The organism is Burkholderia sp. 9777_1386, assembly GCF_015712265.1.
Taxonomy (GTDB): Bacteria; Pseudomonadota; Gammaproteobacteria; order Burkholderiales; family Burkholderiaceae; genus Burkholderia; species Burkholderia cenocepacia.
In genome coordinates, this window is record NZ_JACCQB010000061.1 from 1 (window position 1) to 19,940 (window position 19,940).

General features: G+C 68.0%; 20 protein-coding genes and 1 pseudogene. 10 read left to right on the forward strand and 11 right to left on the reverse strand.

The window, feature by feature from the left end:
* From H0X91_RS35085 to pdxH, 3 genes and pseudogenes are all read right to left on the reverse strand, one after another.
* Positions 1 to 187, reverse strand: a pseudogene (locus H0X91_RS35085) (DUF72 domain-containing protein); the annotation flags it as partial.
* 23 nt (positions 188 to 210) lie between these two features.
* A complete protein-coding gene (locus H0X91_RS29880; RefSeq protein ID WP_006482480.1) occupies positions 211 to 1,431 on the reverse strand; it encodes an SAM-dependent methyltransferase in 1,221 nt (406 codons plus the stop codon).
* 121 nt (positions 1,432 to 1,552) lie between these two features.
* Positions 1,553 to 2,197 carry a pyridoxamine 5'-phosphate oxidase gene (pdxH, locus tag H0X91_RS29885; protein WP_006482475.1) on the reverse strand — a complete coding sequence of 215 codons (645 nt, stop codon included), beginning with the start codon at positions 2,195 to 2,197 and terminating at the stop codon, positions 1,553 to 1,555.
* A 128-nt stretch (positions 2,198 to 2,325) separates the two neighbouring features.
* Between pdxH and tcdA the strand changes: the two genes are divergently transcribed.
* The gene (tcdA, locus tag H0X91_RS29890) at positions 2,326 to 3,183 is read left to right on the forward strand and encodes a tRNA cyclic N6-threonylcarbamoyladenosine(37) synthase TcdA (protein WP_034178425.1); all 858 of its coding nucleotides are present in this window, start codon (positions 2,326 to 2,328) and stop codon (positions 3,181 to 3,183) included.
* Between the two features lie 103 nt (positions 3,184 to 3,286).
* Here the strand turns inward: tcdA and trxA are convergent, their stop codons facing one another.
* Complete coding sequence (gene trxA / locus H0X91_RS29895) at positions 3,287 to 4,135, reverse strand: thioredoxin (protein ID WP_048988971.1); 849 nt, start codon at positions 4,133 to 4,135, stop codon at positions 3,287 to 3,289.
* 52 nt (positions 4,136 to 4,187) lie between these two features.
* Positions 4,188 to 5,069, reverse strand: coding sequence for a pirin family protein (locus H0X91_RS29900; RefSeq protein ID WP_006482482.1), 882 nt, complete (start codon positions 5,067 to 5,069; stop codon positions 4,188 to 4,190).
* 266 nt (positions 5,070 to 5,335) lie between these two features.
* Here H0X91_RS29900 and H0X91_RS29905 point away from each other — a divergent pair, with 266 nt between their 5' ends.
* Positions 5,336 to 6,214, forward strand: a complete 879-nt coding sequence (locus H0X91_RS29905) for an EamA family transporter (protein ID WP_171984013.1) — start codon at positions 5,336 to 5,338, stop codon at positions 6,212 to 6,214.
* Between the two features lie 43 nt (positions 6,215 to 6,257).
* On the opposite strand, the gene H0X91_RS29910 is transcribed toward H0X91_RS29905, so the two are convergent.
* Together H0X91_RS29910 and H0X91_RS29915 are read right to left on the reverse strand one after the other, a co-directional pair.
* Entirely contained in the window at positions 6,258 to 7,784 is a 1,527-nt protein-coding gene (locus H0X91_RS29910) for an N-acetylmuramoyl-L-alanine amidase (RefSeq protein WP_006496479.1), read from the reverse strand.
* On the reverse strand, positions 7,766 to 8,320 hold the full coding sequence (locus H0X91_RS29915; RefSeq protein ID WP_012492836.1) for a bifunctional tRNA (adenosine(37)-N6)-threonylcarbamoyltransferase complex ATPase subunit type 1 TsaE/phosphotransferase: 555 nt from the start codon (positions 8,318 to 8,320) through the stop codon (positions 7,766 to 7,768). The genes H0X91_RS29910 and H0X91_RS29915 overlap by 19 nt, the downstream gene beginning before the upstream one ends.
* A 17-nt stretch (positions 8,321 to 8,337) precedes the next feature.
* Between H0X91_RS29915 and queG the strand changes: the two genes are divergently transcribed.
* From queG to xerD, 3 genes are all read left to right on the forward strand, one after another.
* Positions 8,338 to 9,573: a tRNA epoxyqueuosine(34) reductase QueG gene (queG, locus tag H0X91_RS29920; protein WP_080330916.1), complete on the forward strand. Its 1,236-nt coding sequence runs from the start codon at positions 8,338 to 8,340 to the stop codon at positions 9,571 to 9,573.
* A 65-nt stretch (positions 9,574 to 9,638) separates the two neighbouring features.
* Entirely contained in the window at positions 9,639 to 10,109 is a 471-nt protein-coding gene (locus H0X91_RS29925) for a methylated-DNA--[protein]-cysteine S-methyltransferase (RefSeq protein ID WP_006496476.1), read from the forward strand.
* Positions 10,106 to 11,056: a site-specific tyrosine recombinase XerD gene (gene xerD, locus H0X91_RS29930; RefSeq protein WP_012492835.1), complete on the forward strand. Its 951-nt coding sequence runs from the start codon at positions 10,106 to 10,108 to the stop codon at positions 11,054 to 11,056. The genes H0X91_RS29925 and xerD overlap by 4 nt, the downstream gene beginning before the upstream one ends.
* 76 nt (positions 11,057 to 11,132) lie before the next feature.
* Here the strand turns inward: xerD and H0X91_RS29935 are convergent, their stop codons facing one another.
* A complete protein-coding gene (locus tag H0X91_RS29935; protein ID WP_196433596.1) occupies positions 11,133 to 12,695 on the reverse strand; it encodes a class I adenylate-forming enzyme family protein in 1,563 nt (520 codons plus the stop codon).
* 236 nt (positions 12,696 to 12,931) lie between these two features.
* Between H0X91_RS29935 and ybaK the strand changes: the two genes are divergently transcribed.
* Positions 12,932 to 13,423, forward strand: coding sequence for a Cys-tRNA(Pro) deacylase (gene ybaK / locus H0X91_RS29940; RefSeq protein ID WP_043205388.1), 492 nt, complete (start codon positions 12,932 to 12,934; stop codon positions 13,421 to 13,423).
* A gap of 116 nt (positions 13,424 to 13,539) precedes the next feature.
* Positions 13,540 to 14,166, forward strand: coding sequence for a glycerol-3-phosphate 1-O-acyltransferase PlsY (gene plsY, locus H0X91_RS29945; protein WP_048988975.1), 627 nt, complete (start codon positions 13,540 to 13,542; stop codon positions 14,164 to 14,166).
* A 68-nt stretch (positions 14,167 to 14,234) separates the two neighbouring features.
* Here plsY and H0X91_RS29950 read toward each other — a convergent pair whose 3' ends face one another.
* Entirely contained in the window at positions 14,235 to 14,720 is a 486-nt protein-coding gene (locus H0X91_RS29950; protein ID WP_006482217.1) for a YajQ family cyclic di-GMP-binding protein, read from the reverse strand.
* Positions 14,721 to 14,856: 136 nt separating this feature from the next.
* Here H0X91_RS29950 and murB point away from each other — a divergent pair, with 136 nt between their 5' ends.
* Positions 14,857 to 15,906, forward strand: a complete 1,050-nt coding sequence (gene murB, locus H0X91_RS29955; protein WP_196433597.1) for a UDP-N-acetylmuramate dehydrogenase — start codon at positions 14,857 to 14,859, stop codon at positions 15,904 to 15,906.
* An 85-nt stretch (positions 15,907 to 15,991) separates the two neighbouring features.
* On the opposite strand, the gene argF is transcribed toward murB, so the two are convergent.
* Positions 15,992 to 16,921 (reverse strand): ornithine carbamoyltransferase, encoded by a 930-nt coding sequence (gene argF, locus H0X91_RS29960; RefSeq protein ID WP_006482207.1) that lies wholly within the window; start codon positions 16,919 to 16,921, stop codon positions 15,992 to 15,994.
* Between the two features lie 412 nt (positions 16,922 to 17,333).
* Between argF and H0X91_RS29965 the strand changes: the two genes are divergently transcribed.
* The gene (locus H0X91_RS29965; RefSeq protein ID WP_006482210.1) at positions 17,334 to 17,654 is read left to right on the forward strand and encodes a DUF3579 domain-containing protein; all 321 of its coding nucleotides are present in this window, start codon (positions 17,334 to 17,336) and stop codon (positions 17,652 to 17,654) included.
* A 152-nt stretch (positions 17,655 to 17,806) separates the two neighbouring features.
* Here the strand turns inward: H0X91_RS29965 and rpsT are convergent, their stop codons facing one another.
* Positions 17,807 to 18,079, reverse strand: a complete 273-nt coding sequence (rpsT, locus tag H0X91_RS29970) for a 30S ribosomal protein S20 (protein ID WP_006482211.1) — start codon at positions 18,077 to 18,079, stop codon at positions 17,807 to 17,809.
* A gap of 304 nt (positions 18,080 to 18,383) precedes the next feature.
* Here rpsT and murJ point away from each other — a divergent pair, with 304 nt between their 5' ends.
* Positions 18,384 to 19,934 (forward strand): murein biosynthesis integral membrane protein MurJ, encoded by a 1,551-nt coding sequence (gene murJ / locus H0X91_RS29975; protein WP_006482209.1) that lies wholly within the window; start codon positions 18,384 to 18,386, stop codon positions 19,932 to 19,934.
* Positions 19,935 to 19,940 lie beyond the last annotated feature (6 nt).

Below are 19,940 nucleotides of genomic sequence, written 5' to 3' on the forward strand. Positions count from 1 at the left end.
GTCGTGCGTGGTCCGGTGCGTCCGGCGTCACGGATTCATCGGCGCTGTCGTCGTGCGCGGGCGACGCGCGTGCGGCGTCCGTCGGCACGCCGAACAGGTCGAACTGTCCGTCGGCGTGCGACTCGTTGGCGTCGTCGTGCTGCTGTCGTTGCGGCGGCGCCTTGCGCCGCGTCCTGCCGTCACCCATGCATGCCCAGCGTGAGGCGCCGCCTAGCGCGGCAGCGCGTGTTCGTACATGTAGCGCCGCGACCACGGCAGCGTTTTCGCGCTGCGTCCGGCCTTGCGGCACACGATCTGGAAGATCGACACGTCGTCGTGCTCGAACGCATACGCGCAGCCGGCCAGATACACGCGCCAGATGCGGAATTTTTCGTCGTCGACGAGCTTTCGCGCCTCTTCGGCTTTCGCTTCGAAGTTTTCCGTCCAGATATCGAGCGTGCGCGCATAGTGCCGGCGCAGGCTTTCGACGTCAACCGCCTCGAGTCCGCCGCGCTGCGCCGCTTCGAGCGCGAGGCTGATGTGCGGCAGCTCGCCGTCCGGAAACACGTAGCGATCGATGAATTCGCCGCCGCCGAGCGCCGTTTCGCCGCTTTCCGCGTCGGTCGACGTGATCCCGTGATTCATCGCGATGCCGTCGTCGGTCAGCAGCTCGCGGATGCGCGAGAAATAGAGCGGCAGGTTCTTGCGGCCGACGTGCTCGAACATCCCGACGCTCGTGATGCGGTCGAACTGGCCTTCGATCTCGCGGTAATCCTGCAGACGAATCTCGATCCTGTCTTCGAGCCCCGCGGCCTTCACGCGCGCGGTCGCGAGGTCGAACTGGTTCTGCGACAGCGTCACGCCGAGACACGTCGCGCCGAACTTCTGTGCGGCGCGCAGCACGAGCGCGCCCCAGCCGCAGCCGATGTCGAGCAGGCGCTGGCCGGGCTGCAGCTGGATCTTCGTCAGGATGTGGTCGATCTTCTTGATCTGCGCGGTGGCGAGATCCTCGTCGCCGTTCTCGAAGTACGCGCACGAGTACACCATGTTCTCGTCGAGCCACAGCTGGTAGAACTCGTTCGAGACGTCGTAGTGGTACTGGATCGCCTTCTTGTCGGTGCTCTTCGTGTGATTGAAGTAGCGCTTCACGCGGGCGAGCTTGCTTGCGCTGGTCACGGTGCTGCGCGCGAGCGAGTAGCCGATGTTGATGATGTCCGACAGCTTGCCTTCGATGTCGATCTTGCCTTTCACGTACGCCTCGCCGAGATTGTCGAGGCTCGGTTCGAGCAGCAGCGGCAATGCCGACGCGCTGTTCACCTTCAGCGTGACCTGCGGTGCGCTGAAGGTGCCGAAATCGAGTTGATCGCCGTTCCACAGCACGAGGCGCGCCGGTATGTTCGCTTTTGCCCGTACTTCATCCGCCCACTGTGCCAGCTTCTTTTCCCAGAACATTTGGATTCTCCGTTTGTTCGTTGAATCGAATACAGCCAAGTATCCTGACCGGCGCCCGCCGCTTGCGGCGCGGGCACCCGGATGCAACACGAGACACGACCGGCGTGCGCCGGCGCCGCGCTTACGGCGACAGGCGCGAGATCGTCCAGCCCGGCGACGCCGCGGCGTCGCGCGTGTAGAGCAGGCGGTCGTGCAGCCGCGACGGGCGCCCCTGCCAGAACTCGATCGAGTCGGGCACGAGGCGGTAGCCGCCCCAGTGCGGCGGGCGCGGCGGGTTGTCGCCGTAGCGTTCGCTGACGGCCTTTTCGCGCGCTTCGAGCGTCGCGCGGCTGTCGATCACGGCGCTCTGCTCCGACGCCCACGCGCCGATGCGCGAGCCGAGCGGGCGCGACGCGAAATAGCGGTCGCTTTCTTCCGCGCTGGTTTTCTCGATCCGGCCTTCGATGCGCACCTGGCGCTCGAGCTCGATCCAGTAGAACAGCAGCGCGGCCTGCGGATGCACGGCGAGATCGTGCCCCTTGCGGCTTTCGTAATTGGTGAAGAAGACGAACCCGCGTTCGTCGACGCCCTTGATGAGCACGATCCGGGCCGACGGTCGGCCGTCGGCGCCGACGGTCGCGAGTGTCATCGTGTTCGGCTCGGGCAGCTTGGCGGCGAGCGCCTCCTTGAACCAGCGATCGAACTGGGCGAAGGGGTCGGGGGCGGCATCGGCTTCGTCGAGCGAAGCACGTGAATAGTTGATGCGGAGATCGGCGAGAGTCGTCATGTTATGCAAACGCTTCAATCTGGGGCCAGTATAGCGAACGCGCGAGAATCGTGCGTGCACAGTGGCGCGTGCGGACGGGGAGTTCAGGCAAAATAGAGGGCTGCACGACTTACGTTTTCCTTGCTGCCATGTCCTCCGCCGACGCTGCCCCGCCCAGTTCTTCTGATCTTACCCCGACACCGGAAATCCAGCTTGACGTGGATCGCGCGCGGCGTTTCGGCGGCGTCGCGCGCCTGTATGGCGCGCCGGCCGCCGCCGCGTTCGAGCGGGCGCACGTCGCGGTGATCGGGATCGGCGGCGTCGGGTCGTGGGTGGCCGAGGCGCTCGCGCGCAACGCGATCGGCACGCTGACGCTGATCGATCTCGACAACGTCGCGGAAAGCAACACGAACCGGCAGATCCATGCGCTCGACGGCAATTTCGGCAAGCCGAAGGTCGACGCGATGGCCGAGCGGATCGCGCTGATCGATCCCGCGTGCCGCGTGAACCGGATCGAGGATTTCGTCGAGCCCGACAACTTCGACGCGCTGCTCGGCGGCGGCTTCGACTACGTGATCGACGCGATCGACAGCGTGCGCACGAAGGTCGCGCTGATCGCATGGTGCGTCGCGAAACGGCAGCCGTTGATCGTGGTCGGCGGCGCGGGCGGCCAGCTCGACCCGACGCGCATCCGCATCGACGATCTCGCACTGACGATCCAGGATCCGCTGCTGTCGAAGGTGCGTGCGCAGTTGCGCAAGCAGCATGGTTTTCCGCGCGGGCCGAAGGCGCGCTTCAAGGTCAGCGCCGTGTATTCGGACGAGCCGCTGATCTATCCGGAAGCGGCGGCCTGCGACATCGAGGACGGCGCCGAGCCGTCCACGGCCGCGCACGTCGCGGGGCTCAACTGTGCGGGCTTCGGTTCGAGCGTGTGCGTGACCGCGAGCTTCGGGTTCGCGGCGGCCGCGCATGCGCTGCGTGCGATCGCGGCGCAGGCGGCCGGCTGAGCGCGCGACGCGCGGGCAGGAAAGACGGATGCCGCGGCGCGGGTAACGCGCCGCGAGCGATACGGCAAGTCGGCCGGGCCAGCGCGGCCCGGCGCGTCGTGCATCAGTTGAGCGCCATGCTCAGCTTGCGTCGCCACCCGGCGACGAGGTCGGGGCGATCGCCGGCCAGCTCGAACACCGAGATCATCGTGCGGCGGCCGAGATCATCGCCGTACGTGCGATCGCGCATCACGATTTCCAGCAACTGTTCCAGCGCGCCTTCGTACGCGCGCCGCGCGATCAGGCTCTGCGCAAGGTCGAAGCGTGCGTCGAGATCGGCCGGGTTTGCCGCGATGCGCGCTTCGAGCGCATCGGTTGGCGGCAGGTCGGCCGTGGCTTCGAGTGCGTCGAAACGGGTCTTGATCGCTTGGTAGCGCGGGTCGCCGTTCTGCACGGTTTGCGGCGACAGGCGCTCGGTCTCGGCACGCGCGGCGTCGACTTCGTTGCGCGCCAGCAGCAGTTCGATCAGGTCGAGGCGCGCGTCGTCGTAGCCGGGGTTCAGCGCGAGCGCCGCTTCGAGGTGCGCGAGCGCCTCGTCGAAGCGCTGTTCGGCCATCGCATACTGCGCGGCGCGGCGCTCGGCTTCCTCGGGGGCCGGCAGCAGCCGGTCGAGGAACGCGCGCAACTGGCCTTCGGGCAGCACGCCGACGAACTGGTCGACCGGGCGCCCGTCGGCGAACGCGATCACGTGCGGGATGCTGCGCGTCTGGAAGTGCGCGGCGAGTTCCTGGTTCTCGTCGACGTTGACCTTCACGAGCTTCCAGCGGCCTGCGTAATCGGCTTCGAGCTTTTCCAGCAGCGGGCCGAGCGTCTTGCAGGGGCCGCACCACGGCGCCCAGAAGTCGACCAGCACGGGCGTGTCCAGCGACGCCTCGATGACGTCTTTCTCGAATGTGGCAAGCGTGGTGTCCATGGCGTTCTCTTCCGTTCGAATATCGTCAGGATGGGGGCGGCGCGCGGCTTTTTCAACGCGGTTTCGCTTCGGGCAGCGGAATCCATTCGGTCTCGCCGGGCACCTTGCCCATTTCCTGGCGCGTCCAGGCCGCTTTGGCCCGCTCGATCGCCTCGCGACTGCTCGCGACGAAATTCCACTCGATGTAGCGTTCGCCGTCGATCCGGTCGCCGCCGAGCAGCATCGCGCGCGCGCCGCTGGCGCTCGTCAGCGTGACCGTCGCGCCCGGCACGAGTACGGCCATCTGTTCGGCCGGCACCGGCGTGCCGTCGATCGCGAGCTCGCCGTCGACCACGTAGACCGCGCGCTCCTCGTGCGATGCATCGAGTTCGAGCCGGCCGCCGGCCGCGAATTCGGCCGCGACGTACAGCGTGCGCGAGAACGTCGTCACGGGCGAATGCAGCCCGAACGCGTCGCCGGCGATCACCGTCAGCGCCACGCCGTCTGCGTCGCGCTTGGGCAGCGTGTCGGCCGCATGGTGCTCGAACGACGGTTCGGTCGTCTCGTGCGCCTGCGGCAGCGCGACCCAGGTCTGGATACCGTGCACGGTGTGGCCGCTGGCGCGTTGCGCGTCCGGCGTGCGCTCGGAGTGGACGATGCCGCGGCCGGCCGTCATCCAGTTCACGTCGCCGGGCACGATTTCCTGCAGCGAGCCGAGGCTGTCGCGGTGCAGGATCGCGCCGTCGAACAGGTAGGTAACCGTCGCGAGTCCGATGTGCGGATGCGGGCGCACGTCGAGCCCCGTGCCGGCAGGCAGCGTCGCGGGCCCCATGTGATCGAAGAAGATGAACGGGCCGACGAGGCGTGCGGCGAGCGCGGGCAGCGTGCGGCGTACCTGCAGGTTGCCGATGTCGCGGACGTGCGGCTTCAGCAGGGCTTTGATCGAGTCGGTCATGGCGGGCCTCGTGGGGAACGGCTGGATTGCCGGTCATTGTACTGGCGGTGCGGCGGCGCGCGCGCGTGACGCGGAGCGCGGGGACCACGAAATGCGCGCGCTGCGGCCGCGGCAGGCATGCGTCGTGCGGCATCCGCGGCGTGGCGCAAGCCGCTGCGCGCGCCGCCGATTCCATGCGCGCCGTGCGGGTATCGGGCCGGCCGGCGAAACCCGGTAGACTGGCCGGCTTCACAACAATGATTCGACAATCGAGGGAGACACCGATGATGGCCCCGAAGGACTTGCTGCTCGCGCTGGTCGTGATCCTGGCGTGGGGCGTGAACTTCGTCGTGATCAAGGTCGGCCTGCACGGCATGCCGCCGATGCTGCTCGGTGCGCTGCGCTTTACGCTCGCGGCCGTGCCCGCGGTGTTCCTCGTGCGCCGGCCGCAGATTTCGTGGCGGCTGCTGGTGCTGTACGGCGCGACGATCCAGCTCGGCCAGTTCGTGTTCCTGTTCACCGGCATGTACGTCGGCATGCCCGCCGGCCTCGCGTCGCTCGTGCTGCAGTCGCAGGCGTTCTTCACGCTGGTGTTCGCGATGCTGTTCCTCGGCGAGCGGCTGCGCGTGCAGAACTTGATCGGGCTCGCGATCGCCGCGGGCGGGCTCGTCGTGATCGCCGCGCAAGGCGGCCGCGCGATGACGCTCGCGGGTTTCCTGCTGACGATCTGCTCGGCCGCGATGTGGGCCTTCGGCAATATCGTCACGAAGAAGGTCGGGCGTGCGAACCTCGTGTCGCTCGTCGTATGGGCGAGCCTCGTGCCGCCGGTGCCGTTCTTTCTGCTGTCGCTGTGGTTCGAGGGGCCGCAGCGGATCGCGACCGCGCTCGCCGGACTGAACGGCGCGTCGATCTTCGCGGTCGTCTATCTCGCATTCGTCGCGACGCTGCTCGGCTACGGGCTGTGGAGCCGCCTGCTGTCGCGCTACCCGGCCGCGCAGGTCGCGCAGTTCTCGCTGCTGGTGCCGATCGTCGGGCTCGCGTCGTCGGCGCTGCTGCTCGACGAGCATCTGACGCAAACGCAACTGATCGGCGCCGCACTCGTGATGGGCGGGCTCGCGGTGAACGTGTTCGGCGGGAAACTGCTGAGCCGCTTCGCGGCGTCGTGACGCGCCGGCACGCGCTGCGTGCCGGCGGGGGGAGCGGTGGCGCTCAGGCCATCCGGCTCTTCGCGAGCGGCGGATTCGCGGCGAAATAACGCTTGATGCCGCGGAAGATCGCGTCGGCCATCTCGTCGCGATAGCTGTCGTCGTTGAGCCGGCGCTCTTCGTCCGGGTTGCTGATGAATGCGGTCTCGACGAGGATCGACGGAATGTCGGGCGCCTTCAGCACCGCGAACCCGGCCTGCTCGACCGAGCCCTTGTGCAGCTTGTTGATGCCGCCCACTTCCTTCAGCACGTAGTTGCCGTAGCGCAGCGAGTCGCGGATCTGCGCGGTCGTCGACATGTCGAACAGCGCGCGGTTCACCGCCGCGTCCGCCGTCTTGATGTTGATGCCGCCGATCAGGTCCGACGAATTCTCCTTGTTCGCCATCCAGCGCGCCGCGGCGCTCGTCGCGCCGTGGTCGGACAGCGCGAACACCGACGAGCCGCGCGCGGACGGCGTCGTGAACGCATCCGCGTGGATCGACACGAAGAGATCCGCGCCGACGCGGCGCGCCTTCTGCACGCGCACGTTCAGCGGCACGAAGAAGTCGGCGTCGCGCGTCATCATCGCGCGCATGTTCGGCGCGGCGTCGATCTTCGCGCGCAGCTTCTTCGCGATGTCGAGCGCGATGTGCTTCTCGTACGTGCCGTTGCCGCCGATCGCGCCCGGATCCTCGCCGCCGTGGCCCGGGTCGATCGCGACCGTCAGCAGACGCACGGTGCCGCCCTTGCCGGATTTCGGCGCGGTGAACTTGTAGGTGTCGCCGTCGTCGTCGCTGTCGTCGCGGCGCGCGATGACGGGCGGCGGCTTGACGGCCGGCTTCGCGGGCGTCGACGGCGTGCCGGCCGCCGGCGGCGTGTGCGGCGTGGTTGGCGTGTTCTGCGCGAAACGCTGGAAGAATGCGTCGCTGTTGTCGCCCGCGCCGGGCGGCGGGGTGCCGGGGCCCGCCAGCGTGGACGGCGGCTGCATCTGCTGCGCGCGCGCGGTGTCGTTGAGCGCCTGTTCCTTGCGTTCCGTCTGCGCGATCAGGTCGGACAGCGGATCGGGCGCGACGGCCGGATACAGGTCGAACACCAGCCGGTACTTGTACGTGCCGACGGGCGGCAGCGTGAACACCTGCGGCTTCACCGAGCCTTTCAGATCGAACACCATCCGCACGACGTGCGGCTGATACTGGCCGACGCGCACCGACTGGATCTGCGGATCGTTCGGCGCGATCTTCGAGACGAGGTCGCGCAGTGCCTGGTCGAGGTCGAGACCGCTCAGGTCGACGACGAGACGGTCGGGACCCTGCAGCAGTTGTTGGCTATTCTGCAGCGGCTGGTCGGATTCGATCGTGACGCGCGTGTAATCGCGTGCGGGCCACACGCGCACGCCGAGCACCGACGACGCGTGCGCGAGCCGCGGCGCGACGAGGCCGAGCACCAGCGTCGACGCGCCCGCGCACAGGATCTGGCGGCGCCGCCAGTTGTGCGTCGCGGTGGCCGCCGATTCGATCGAGCGGAACGGTTTGATCAACATCTTTCGAGACATGCCTTTCCTGAAGCGCTGTACGCCCGGACGGTGAGGGCACGGCCGTCGCCATCCACGTCGAGCGAGAAAACCAGATCGGGCACGCCGAGCAGGGCGCCCGCCTGTTGCGGCCATTCGACGAGGCAGATCGCGCTGGAATTGAAATATTCGCGAAAGCCTGCATCGGACCATTCGGCCGGATCGTTGAATCGATACAGATCGAAGTGATAGACCTCGAGTTCCCCATCGCTGCGTTCGAGCGCGTACGGCTCGACGAGCGTATAGGTCGGGCTGCGCACGCGGCCCTGGTGGCCGAGGCCGCGCAGGATCGCGCGCACGAGGGTGGTCTTGCCCGCGCCGAGATCGCCGACCAGCTGGATCTGCAGCCCGTCGAACACATGCGCGCGGTCGAGTTCGAGGCGCGCCGCGTCGAGCGCGTGCGCGAAGCGGGTGCCGAAGGCCTCGGTTGCCGCTTCGTCGGCGAGCGCGATCACGCGCTCCGCGAGCGGGGCGGGCAACGTGGCGTCGTGAGGCGGTTGGCTGGGCGTGGCTGGCATTCTCGTAAAATAGTGCGATGAACCGACTACCGGAACGCGCCGCATCCGACAGGCCTTCGACTCGTGACGAAGGCGCGGCGCCGTGCGCGCTCGACGATGCGGCGTTGACTGCGCTCGCCGCTCGCATCAGGGCGTGGGGGCGCGAATTGGGTTTCGGGGCGATCGGCATCAGCGATACCGATCTCTCGGATGCCGAAGCGGGCCTCGCCGCCTGGCTGGAAGCCGGATACCACGGCGAAATGGATTATATGGCGAAACATGGGATGAAACGCGCGCGGCCGGCCGAACTTGTGGCCGGTACGCGACGCGTGATTTCCGTGCGGCTCGCTTATTTGCCGGCCCAAACGCTCGCTGACGGCGCGTCCGGCGGCGAGCCCGGCGCGCTCGTGCCGCACGACTGGCGCGCCCGCGAACGGGCACGGCTCGACGATCCGCAGGCGGCCGTCGTGTCGATCTATGCACGCGGCCGCGACTATCACAAGGTGCTGCGCAACCGGCTGCAGACGCTCGCGGAGCGTATCGAGCACGAGATCGGCGGGTTCGGCTACCGCGTGTTCACCGATTCGGCGCCGGTGCTCGAGGTCGAGCTCGCGCAGAAGGCCGGGGTCGGCTGGCGCGGCAAGCATACGCTGCTGTTGCAGCGCGATGCCGGCTCGCTGTTCTTTCTCGGCGAGATCTACGTCGACCTGCCGCTGCCGACCGACGCGCATACGGCGCCCGACCGCGCGCCGGAGACGCCCGGCGCGCATTGCGGCAACTGCACGCGCTGCATCGACGCGTGCCCGACCGGTGCGATCGTCGAGCCGTACCGCGTCGATGCGCGCCGCTGCATCTCGTACCTGACGATCGAGCTGAAAGGCAGCATTCCCGAGCCGCTGCGGCCGATGATCGGCAATCGCGTGTACGGCTGCGACGACTGTCAGCTCGTGTGCCCGTGGAACAAGTTCGCGCAGGCCGCGCCCGTCGCCGATTTCGACGTGCGGCACGGTCTCGATCGCGCGACGCTCGTCGAGCTGTTCGCGTGGGATGCCGACACGTTCGACACGCGGATGCAGGGCAGCGCGATCCGGCGCATCGGCTACGAAAGCTGGCTGCGCAATCTCGCGGTCGGGCTCGGCAATGCGCTGCGCGCGGGTGCGGACCGGCTCTCGCCGGCGGCGCGCGACGCGATCGTCGCCGCGCTGCGCGCCCGGGCCGACGATCCGTCGCCGCTCGTGCGCGAGCATGTCGAATGGGCGCTGCGGGCCGCGTGAAGGCGGCGTAAAGTGTCGTCGGCGCGCGGGCAGGGCCGCGCGCATCCCCCGGTCAGGAGAAGGCAATGTTCAACGCAGTCATCGACGCGCCGTTCGGCAAGGTCGGCATCCGTACGGATGCCGCGGTGGTGCGCGAGATCGTCTATCTGCCCGAATCGATGAAGTCGGTCGATCCGGATTCGGCGCTCGCGAAGCGCGCGGTCAAGCAGATCGAACGTTATTTCGAGCGCGCGTCCGCACGCTTCGACCTGCCGCTCGCCGATGTCGGCAGCGCATTCCAGCATCGCGTGTGGGACGTGATCAGCGATATCCCGCCCGGCACGGTGCTCACCTACGGCCAGGTCGCGAAGCGGATCGGCAGCGCGCCGCGCGCGGTTGGCCAGGCGTGCGGCGCGAACTACTTCCCGCTCGTGATCCCGTGCCATCGCGTCGTCGCGGCGGGTGGCCTCGGCGGGTTCGCGAACCACGACGACAACGGCTATTACCAGCAAGTGAAGCGCTGGCTGCTGACGCACGAGGGTGTGCCGTACCGATGAGCGAACCTGTGACGACCCCCGAAGCCGACGACGATGCCGTCGCGGCATCGCCCGCGCTGCTCGCGAGCCGCGCGTCGATCGACGTGTTCTGCGATGCGTTGTGGCTCGAACACGGCCTCGCGCGCAACACGCTCGATGCGTACCGGCGCGATCTGGTGCTGTTTTCCCAATGGCTGGCCGCGACGCACGCCGCGCCGCTCGACGGCGCCGACGAGGCGATGGTGACCGGCTACATCGCCGCGCGCAGCGACGGCAAGGCGACGTCGTCGAACCGGCGACTGTCCGTGTTCCGTCGCTATTACGGCTGGGCCGTGCGCGAGCATCGCGCGAGCGCTGACCCGACGCTGCGGATCACGTCCGCGAAACAGGCGGCCCGGTTCCCGTCGACATTGTCGGAGGCGCAGGTCGAGGCGCTGCTGGGCGCGCCGGACATCGGCACGCCGCTCGGCCTGCGCGATCGCACGATGCTCGAGCTGATGTACGCGAGCGGGCTGCGCGTGAGCGAGCTCGTGACGCTGAAGACCGTCGAAGTCGGCCTCAACGAAGGCGTCGTGCGCGTGATGGGCAAGGGTTCGAAGGAGCGGCTCGTGCCGTTCGGCGAAGTCGCGCACGGCTGGATCGAACGCTACCTGCGCGACGCGCGGCCCGCGCTGCTCGGCGCACGCGCGGCCGATGCGCTGTTCGTGACCGCGCGCGGCGACGGGATGACGCGCCAGCAGTTCTGGAACATCATCAAGCGTCACGCGCAGCAGGCCGACGTGCGCGCGCACCTGTCGCCGCACACGCTGCGGCACGCGTTCGCGACGCACCTGCTGAACCACGGCGCCGACCTGCGCGTCGTGCAGTTGCTGCTCGGCCACAGCGACATCTCGACCACGCAGATCTACACGCACGTCGCGCGCGAGCGGCTCAAGACGCTGCACGCGCAGCATCACCCGCGCGGCTGACGCGCGACGCGGGCATTTGACGCAGCGTGGTGGGGCGGGGCGCCGATGCGGGCTGCGCCGCGCATCGCAGGGCGCGTCAGACGAGCTCGCGCAGCCGGTGCTTGAGCACCTTGCCGGTCGATGCGGCCGGCAACGCATCGAGCACGCGGATGTGCGCAGGGCGTTTGTAAGCGGTGAGCCGGTCCGCGCACCATGTGTGCAATGCCGCCTCGTCCACCGCCGCGCCCGGCACGCGCTCGACGAACGCGAGCACTTCCTCGTTGCCGTCGATCGCGCGGCCGATCACGGCCGCCTGCACGACGCCCGGATGCGCGTTCAGCACCTGCTCGACCTCGACCGGATACACGTTGAAGCCCGAGCGGATGATCAGCTCCTTGCTGCGGCCCGCGATCGTCACCGCGCCGTCCGCGTCCTGCCGCGCGAGATCGCCGGTGCTCAGCCAGCCGTCCGGCGACACGGCCGCGCGCGTCGCATCCGCGTTGCGGTAGTAGCCGAGCATCACGTTCGGCCCGCGCACGCGGATCTCGCCGACTTCGCCCGGCGGCACGTCGGTGCCGTCCGGCGCGACGATCCGCACGTCGACGCCCGGAATCGGCACGCCGACCGAACTGTCCGTGCGCGGCGCGTCGAGCGGCGTCTGCGTGATCGTCGGGCTGCTTTCGGTCATCCCGTAGCCGTTGTGCAGCGGCACGCCGTACAGGCGCTCGACGCGCGCCTTCAGGTTCGCATCGAGCGGCGAGCCGCCCGAATATGCGAAGCGCAGCCGCGGCGCGCGCCATGCGTGGCCGTGCGTGTGCAGGTGTTCGAGCAGCTTCGCGTGCATCGCGGGCACGCCCTGGAAGATCGTCACGCCTTCGTCGGCGAGCGCGACGCGGACGGCTTCCGGCGAGAAGCGCGGCGCGAGCCGCAGCGTCGCGCCTGCATACAGGCTGCCCAGGCACACCGATGCGAGCCCGTACACGTGCGACACGGGCAGCACCGTGTAGACGACGTCATCCGGCGACACGCGGCGCAGCGCGCTCGACGTCGCCGCGATGAACAGCAGGTTGCGGTGCGACAGCATCACGCCTTTCGGCGTGCCGGTCGTACCGGTCGTGTAGATCAGCGCCGCGCATTGGGCGGCGCCGTCGGCGGCCACCGGTTCGGCGGGCGCGCTCGCGTCGACGCGATACGACCACGCGCCGATGTCGACCGGCAGCGCGCCGGCCGGCATTGCGCCGATCCGCTCGGCGTGGGCGCGGGCGTCGGGTGAGGCGTCCGTCGTGAACGCGGTCAGCTTAGGGCGTGCATGCGCGGCGATCGCATCGAGTTCGGCGGCCGACAGCCGTGCGTTCGACACGAGCGCCCACGCGTCGAGGCGGGCGGCCGCGAACAGCAGCACGATCTGCGCGACGCAGTTTTCCGCGACGATCATCACGCGGTCGCCGCCTTGCACGCCGAGGCTCGCCAGCCGCGCGGCCGCCGCATCGACGGCCTGCGCCAGATCGCCGTACGACAGGCGGCGCGCATCCTCGATCAGCGCCGGCTGCGCGGGCGACTGCGCGGCCCGGCGCGCGGGCACGTCGGCGATGCGACGCGGCAGCGCGGCGAGCAGCGCATCGACATCGAGCGATTCGGATGAACGGACGGGCGAGGACATGGCGTCTCCAGATGAGGGGCCGGCGGCGGGCCGACGATATTTGCGAACGATCGTGCCATGACGGCGCGCGCGCCACAATTGGCCAATCGGGCAATAGCGCTTCACGATGTCTGCAATGATGATGGGCATGATCGTGACCGCGATGCGGCGGGCCGGCGGAAAACGGGCCGCGAGTATACCGTCGGCGCCGGCACGCGATTGCGCGAGCGTCGATCGTTCGCCATTAAAATGCCGCCATGAGCAAATCCAGACACGTGTCCGAAACCCCCGCGACCCAACTGCTGCGCCGTCATGGCGTCGCATTCGGCGAGCATCCGTACGAATACGTCGAGCACGGCGGTACCGGCGAATCGGCGCGCCAGCTCGGCGTCGACGAGCACAGCGTCGTGAAGACGCTCGTGATGGAAGACGAACACGCGAAGCCGCTGATCGTGCTGATGCACGGCGACCGCACGGTGTCGACCAAGAATCTCGCGCGGCAGATCGGCGCGAAGCGGGTCGAGCCGTGCAAGCCCGAGGTCGCGAATCGCCATTCGGGCTATCTCGTCGGCGGCACGTCGCCGTTCGGCACGCGCAAGACGATGCCCGTCTACGTCGAGGCGACGATCCTCGACCTGCCGACGATCTACCTGAACGGCGGCCGGCGCGGCTACCTGGTCAGCCTCGCGCCGGCGGTGCTCACGTCGCTGCTCGGCGCGCGGCCCGTGCAGTGCGCGAGCGTCGACTGAGGGTTTCACCTTCGTGGCACGCCGCGCCCGTTCGGTAGAATGGGCGCCGTTTCGGCCTGCCGGCTTGCCGCGCACGGCCATCCCTTTCCCGATACGTTGAAAGAAGAGTCCTCCGCATGCAGATCCTGCTCGCCGCCCTCGTTGCCTACCTGATCGGTTCGGTGTCGTTCGCCGTCGTCGTCAGTTCCGTGATGGGCCTGGCCGACCCGCGTTCGTACGGATCCAAGAATCCCGGCGCGACCAACGTGCTGCGCAGCGGCAACAAGAAGGCCGCGATCCTGACGCTCGTCGGCGACGCGTTCAAGGGCTGGATCGCCGTCTGGCTCGCCCGTCACTTCGGCCTGCCCGACGTCGCGGTCGCGTGGGTCGCGATCGCCGTGTTCCTCGGCCACCTGTACCCGGTGTTCTTCCGCTTCCAGGGCGGCAAGGGCGTGGCGACCGCGGCCGGCGTGCTGCTCGCCGTGCACCCGGTGCTCGGGCTCGCGACCGCGCTGACCTGGCTGATCGTCGCGTTCTTCTTCCGCTATTCGTCGCTCGCGGCGCTGGTGGCGGCCGTGTTCGCGCCGGTGTTCGACGTGTTCCTGTTCGGCACGCCGGGCCATAACCCGGTCGCGTGGGCCGTGCTCGCGATGAGCGTGCTGCTCGTGTGGCGTCACCGCGGCAACATTTCGAAGCTGCTCGCGGGGCAGGAGAGCCGGATCGGCGACAAGAAGAAGGCGGCCGCGGACGGCGGGAAGGCCTGAGAACGCGCGGCGCCGGGCGCGCCGCGTGTGCGGGGCCCGGCCGGATGACGCGACGGGCCGGCGGCCGCTCAGTCGCGGAAGTTGTTGAAGTCGAGCGGCGTGTCGGTCACGTCCTTGCGCAGCATCGCGATCGTGCTCTGCAGGTCGTCGCGCTTCGTGCCCGAGATGCGCACCGCGTCGCCCTGGATGCTCGCCTGCACCTTGATCTTGCTGTCCTTCACGAGGCGCACGATCTTTTTCGCGAGGTCGCCCGTCACGCCTTTCTTCACGGTGACGATCTGCTTGACCTTGTCGCCGCCGATCTTCTCGACCTTGCCGTAGTCGAGGAAGCGCACGTCGACGTTGCGCTTGGCCAGCTTGCCGATCAGCACGTCCTTGACCTGGCCGAGCTTGAAATCGTCGTCGGCGAACAGCGTCAGCTCGCGTTCCTTCTGCTCGACGCGTGCGTCGGAGCCCTTGAAGTCGAAGCGCGTCGAGATTTCCTTGTTCGACTGCTCGATGGCGTTCTTCACTTCGATCATGTTCGCTTCGGAAACGACGTCGAACGATGGCATGGCATTCTCCCTTGAGATGCGGGCACCCGGCTCGCGCGCGGGCACTCGCTATAATTGCGGACTGTTTGCCATTTTACCGATGCCCCTCCGTTTGCCCAAGGCCGGCCATGCGCCGCCCGGGCGGACGTGACCGCGAATGCCGATGCCCCCTGACGATTCCGCCCTGTCGCTGCTTCCCGACCATCCGCTCGCCGCGCACAACACGTTCGGCATCGCCGCGCGCGCGCGCTTCGCCGCGCGCATCACGCAGGCGGCGCAGTTCGAGGCGCTGCATCGCGACCCGCGGGTCGCGACCCTGCCGCAACTCGTGCTCGGCGGCGGCAGCAATATCGTGTTCACGCGCGATTTCGACGGCGTCGTGCTGCTCGACGAGATCGCGGGCCGCCGCATCCTGCGCGAGGACGACGACGCGTGGTACGTCGAGGCCGGCGGCGGCGAGAACTGGCACGCGTTCGTCGCGTGGACGCTCGAGCACGGGATGCCGGGCCTCGAGAATCTCGCGCTGATCCCGGGCACCGTCGGCGCCGCGCCGATCCAGAACATCGGCGCGTACGGCCTCGAGATGAAGGCGTATTTCGATTCGCTGGTCGCGGTCGAGCTGGCGACGGGGCGCCGCGAGCGCTTCGACGCCGCGCGCTGCGCATTCGGCTACCGCGACAGCTTCTTCAAGCGGGAAGGGCGCGGCCGGTTCGCGATCGTCGCGGTGACGTTCCGGCTGCCGAAGCAATGGACGCCGCGGCTCGGCTACGCGGACGTCACACGCGAGCTCGACGCGCGCGGCATCACGCCCGAGGCGGCGACGCCGCGCGACGTGTTCGATGCGGTCGTCGCGATCCGCCGCGCGAAGCTGCCCGATCCGCTGGTGCTCGGCAATGCGGGCAGTTTCTTCAAGAATCCGGTGATCGACGCCGCGCAGTTCGATGCGCTGCGCGCCCGCGTGCCGGAGGTCGTGTCGTATCTGCAGCCGGACGGGCACGTGAAGCTCGCGGCCGGCTGGCTGATCGACCGCTGCGGCTGGAAGGGGCGCGCGCTCGGGGCGGCGGCCGTGCACGACCGCCAGGCGCTCGTGCTCGTCAATCGCGGCGGCGCCACCGGTGCCGATGTGCTGGCGCTGGCGCGGGCGATCCAGGCCGACGTGCGCGCGCAGTTCGGTGTCGAGCTGGAGGCGGAACCGGTCTGCCTGTAACGCAGTGCGCGCCGGTTTTGGCGCGCCCAAACAAAAAGCGCCGATCGTCGATCGGCGCTTTTTTACGCGTGTGCGTTGCGGCGCGTCAGTGCTTGAGGCGGCCGAGCAGCAGGAACTCCATCAGCGCCTTCTGCACGTGCAGGCGGTTTTCCGCTTCGTCCCACACGACGCTCTGCGGGCCGTCGATCACGCCGGCCGTCACTTCCTCGCCGCGGTGCGCGGGCAGGCAGTGCATGAAGAGGGCGTCCGGATTCGCATGGCCCATCATTTCCTCGTCGACGCACCAGTCGGCGAATGCCTGCTTGCGCGCCTCGTTCTCGGCCTCGAAGCCCATGCTCGTCCACACGTCGGTCGTCACGAGATCGGCGCCCTTGCACGCTTCGTTCGGATCGTCGAACACCTCGTAGAACGGCGCGCTGTCGGGCGACACGAGCTTCATGTCGAGTGCGTAGCCGGGCGGCGTCGACAGGCGCAGCTTGAAGCCGAGGATCTGCGCGGCTTCGATCCACGTGTAGAGCATGTTGTTCGCGTCGCCGACCCACGCGACGGTCTTGCCGGCGATCGGGCCGCGGTGCTCGTAGTACGTGAAGATGTCGGCGAGCACCTGGCACGGGTGGTATTCGTTCGTCAGGCCGTTGATCACCGGCACGCGCGAGTTCTGCGCGAAGCGCGTGATCACGTCCTGCTCGAACGTGCGGATCATGATGATGTCGACCATTCGCGAGATGACCTGCGCGGAATCCTCGACGGGCTCGCCGCGGCCGAGCTGCGTGTCGCGCGTGCTCATGAAGACGGCGTGACCGCCGAGCTGGAAGATCCCGGCCTCGAACGACAGGCGCGTGCGCGTCGAGCTCTTCTCGAAGATCATCGCGAGCGTGCGGTCGTGCAGCGGGTGATAGGTCTCGTAGTTCTTGAACTTGCGCTTCAGGATACCCGTGCGTTCGAGCACGTACTCGTAGTCTTCCAGCGAGAAATCCTTGAACTGCAGGTAGTGACGAATGGTTTTGGCGGTCATGAAACGAAATACGGCGGGTCTCACCCGGCAGCGAGGCCGGACGGCGCCGCCGTCGGGTGTGGATAACTCAAAGCAGCATAAAGGATTTTCTGTGCTTTGACGAGCCGTGGAGCGACGCGGGGCAGGATCGCCGCGCGCGATCCGCAGTGCGGGAAGACGGGCGTCGGGACGACGCGCGATGGCGCGCTGCGGTATAATTCGAAAGTTTTCTCCAGCCCGGCAGGCAAGGCTTTTCGCGCTCTGCCGGACACAAGCCGTGCGCTGCACACATCCGGTGCAGTCCACCGGCGGCGCGCCTCGACGCCCCGTTTTCGGGATATCGATGAGCTTGTGCCGCCGACCCTCCAGCTTTGTGTTCGCGTATCCAGGCGCCGTTGCCTGGACATCGCCGGGCCGTCACTTGGGTAACCACATGGCTGAAACCCCTCCGACCGAATTTTTCATCCAGGGCATCACGAAAGACGGGAAAAAGTTTCGCCCGAGCGACTGGTCGGAACGTCTGGCCGGTGTGATGGCCTGCTTCGGGCCGGGGGCGAGCGGGCCGAACGCGCGTCTCAAGTATTCGCTGTACGTGCGTCCGACGATGCTCGGCGACCTGAAATGCGTGATCCTCGATTCGCGGTTGCGCGACATCGAGCCGATGGCTTTCGATTTCGTGCTGAATTTCGCGAAGGACAACAACCTCGTCGTGACCGAGGCGTGCGAGCTGCCGGACTACAACGCGAAGAAGTGATGCCGGCGGGCGAGGGCGCGTGCCGTGCCCGCCCGCGTACAGGTCGCCGCCGCGCGTGATGCGCGAGCGACCGGCAACGAAAAAGCCCGCCTAGGCGGGCTTTTTCGTGATCGCAGGAAACAGGAACGCCCGCGCGAGCGGGCGCACCGGATTTACGCTGCTGCCTGCAGACCCTTGACGGCTGCGGCCAGGCGGCTCTTGCTGCGAGCGGCCTTGTTCTTGTGAACGATCTTCTTGTCGGCGATCGTGTCGATCGTCTTCACGGCAGCCTTGAACAGCTCGGCAGCCTTTGCCTGGTCGCCGGCTTCAACAGCCTTGCGAACCGACTTGATCGCGGTACGGAATTTCGAGCGCAGCGCCGAGTTGTGCGAGTTTGCCTTCGCGGCCTGGCGGGCGCGCTTGCGTGCTTGTGCGGAGTTAGCCATGACGGTTCCTTATCCTGTCCTGTTTCCAGAGCTTGGAGCCTGACGGCCAAGCGCTGCTTTTCGATCCGTCCCCTGAGAACGATTGCCCAGGGGCGCATAAAAAAACGGTGATTTTAACCGAGGCCGGGACATGAAAACGGCAGTTGCCGTGCATGTACGAGCCCAGAAACCGGCGATTATAGCAACAAAATCAAGCGAGTGGCAAGTTCGACTTAACGCCCGCCGGGCGGGGCGCCGGCGGCGGCCGCGCTTTTCGGTATCGGCCGGTGGCCGGGTCGCGCAACGTCCGTATAATAAGCGCCCCATGAATCTATTCCGAGCCCTGCTGACGGTCAGCGGCTTCACGCTGCTGTCGCGCGTGACCGGACTGGCCCGCGAGACGCTGATCGCCCGTGCGTTCGGCGCCAGTCAATACACCGACGCGTTCTACGTCGCCTTCCGCATTCCGAACCTGCTGCGCCGCCTGTCTGCCGAAGGCGCGTTCTCGCAGGCGTTCGTGCCGATCCTCGCCGAGTTCAAGAACCAGCAGGGGCACGATGCGACGAAGGCGCTCGTCGACGCGATGTCCACCGTGCTCGCGTGGGCGCTGGCCGTGCTGTCGGTCGTCGGGATCGCCGGCGCGTCGTGGGTCGTGTTCGCGGTCGCGTCCGGCCTGCACAGCGACGGCCAGGCGTTCCCGCTCGCGGTCACGATGACGCGGATCATGTTCCCGTACATCGTGTTCATTTCGCTGACCACGCTCGCGTCGGGCGTGCTGAACACGTACAAGAGCTTCTCGCTGCCCGCGTTCGCGCCGGTGCTGCTCAACGTCGCGTTCATCGCCGCGGCCGTGTTCGTCGCGCCGCACCTGAAGGTGCCGGTCTACGCGCTCGCGTGGGCCGTCATCGTCGGCGGCGTGCTGCAGTTTCTCGTGCAGCTGCCGGGCCTGAAGAAGGTCGACATGGTGCCGCTGATCGGCCTGAATCCGCTGCGCGCGCTGCGTCATCCGGGCGTGAAGCGCGTGCTCGCGAAGATGGTGCCGGCGACGTTCGCGGTGTCCGTCGCGCAACTGTCGCTGATCATCAACACCAACATCGCGTCGCGGCTCGGGCAGGGCGCGGTGTCGTGGATCAATTACGCCGACCGCCTGATGGAGTTCCCGACGGCGCTGCTCGGCGTCGCGCTCGGCACGATCCTGCTGCCGAGCCTGTCGAAGGCGCACGTCGACGCCGACTCGCACGAATATTCGGCGCTGCTCGACTGGGGGCTGCGCGTCACGTTCCTGCTCGCGGCGCCGAGCGCGCTCGCGCTGTTCTTCTTCGCGACGCCGCTCACCGCGACGCTGTTCAACTACGGCAAGTTCGACGCGCATACCGTCACGATGGTCGCGCGCGCGCTCGCGACGTACGGAATCGGCCTCGTCGGCATCATCCTGATCAAGATCCTCGCGCCGGGCTTCTATGCGAAGCAGGACATCAAGACGCCGGTGAAGATCGCGATCGGCGTGCTGATCGTCACGCAGCTCTCGAACTACGTGTTCGTGCCGCTGATCGGCCACGCGGGGCTCACGCTGAGCATCGGCGTCGGTGCGTGCCTGAACTCGCTGCTGCTGTTCCTCGGGTTGCGCAAGCGCGGCATCTACCAGCCGTCGCCGGGCTGGCTGCGCTTTTTCGTGCAGCTCGTCGGCGCAGCGCTCGTGCTCGCGGGCCTGATGCACTGGTGCGCGATCAATTTCGACTGGACCGGGATGCGCGCGCAGCCGCTCGATCGCATTGCGCTGATGGCCGCGTGCCTCGTGCTGTTTGCTGCACTATATTTCGGTATGTTGTGGGTGATGGGTTTCAAATACGCTTACTTCAGAAGGCGCGCCAAGTGACGACCG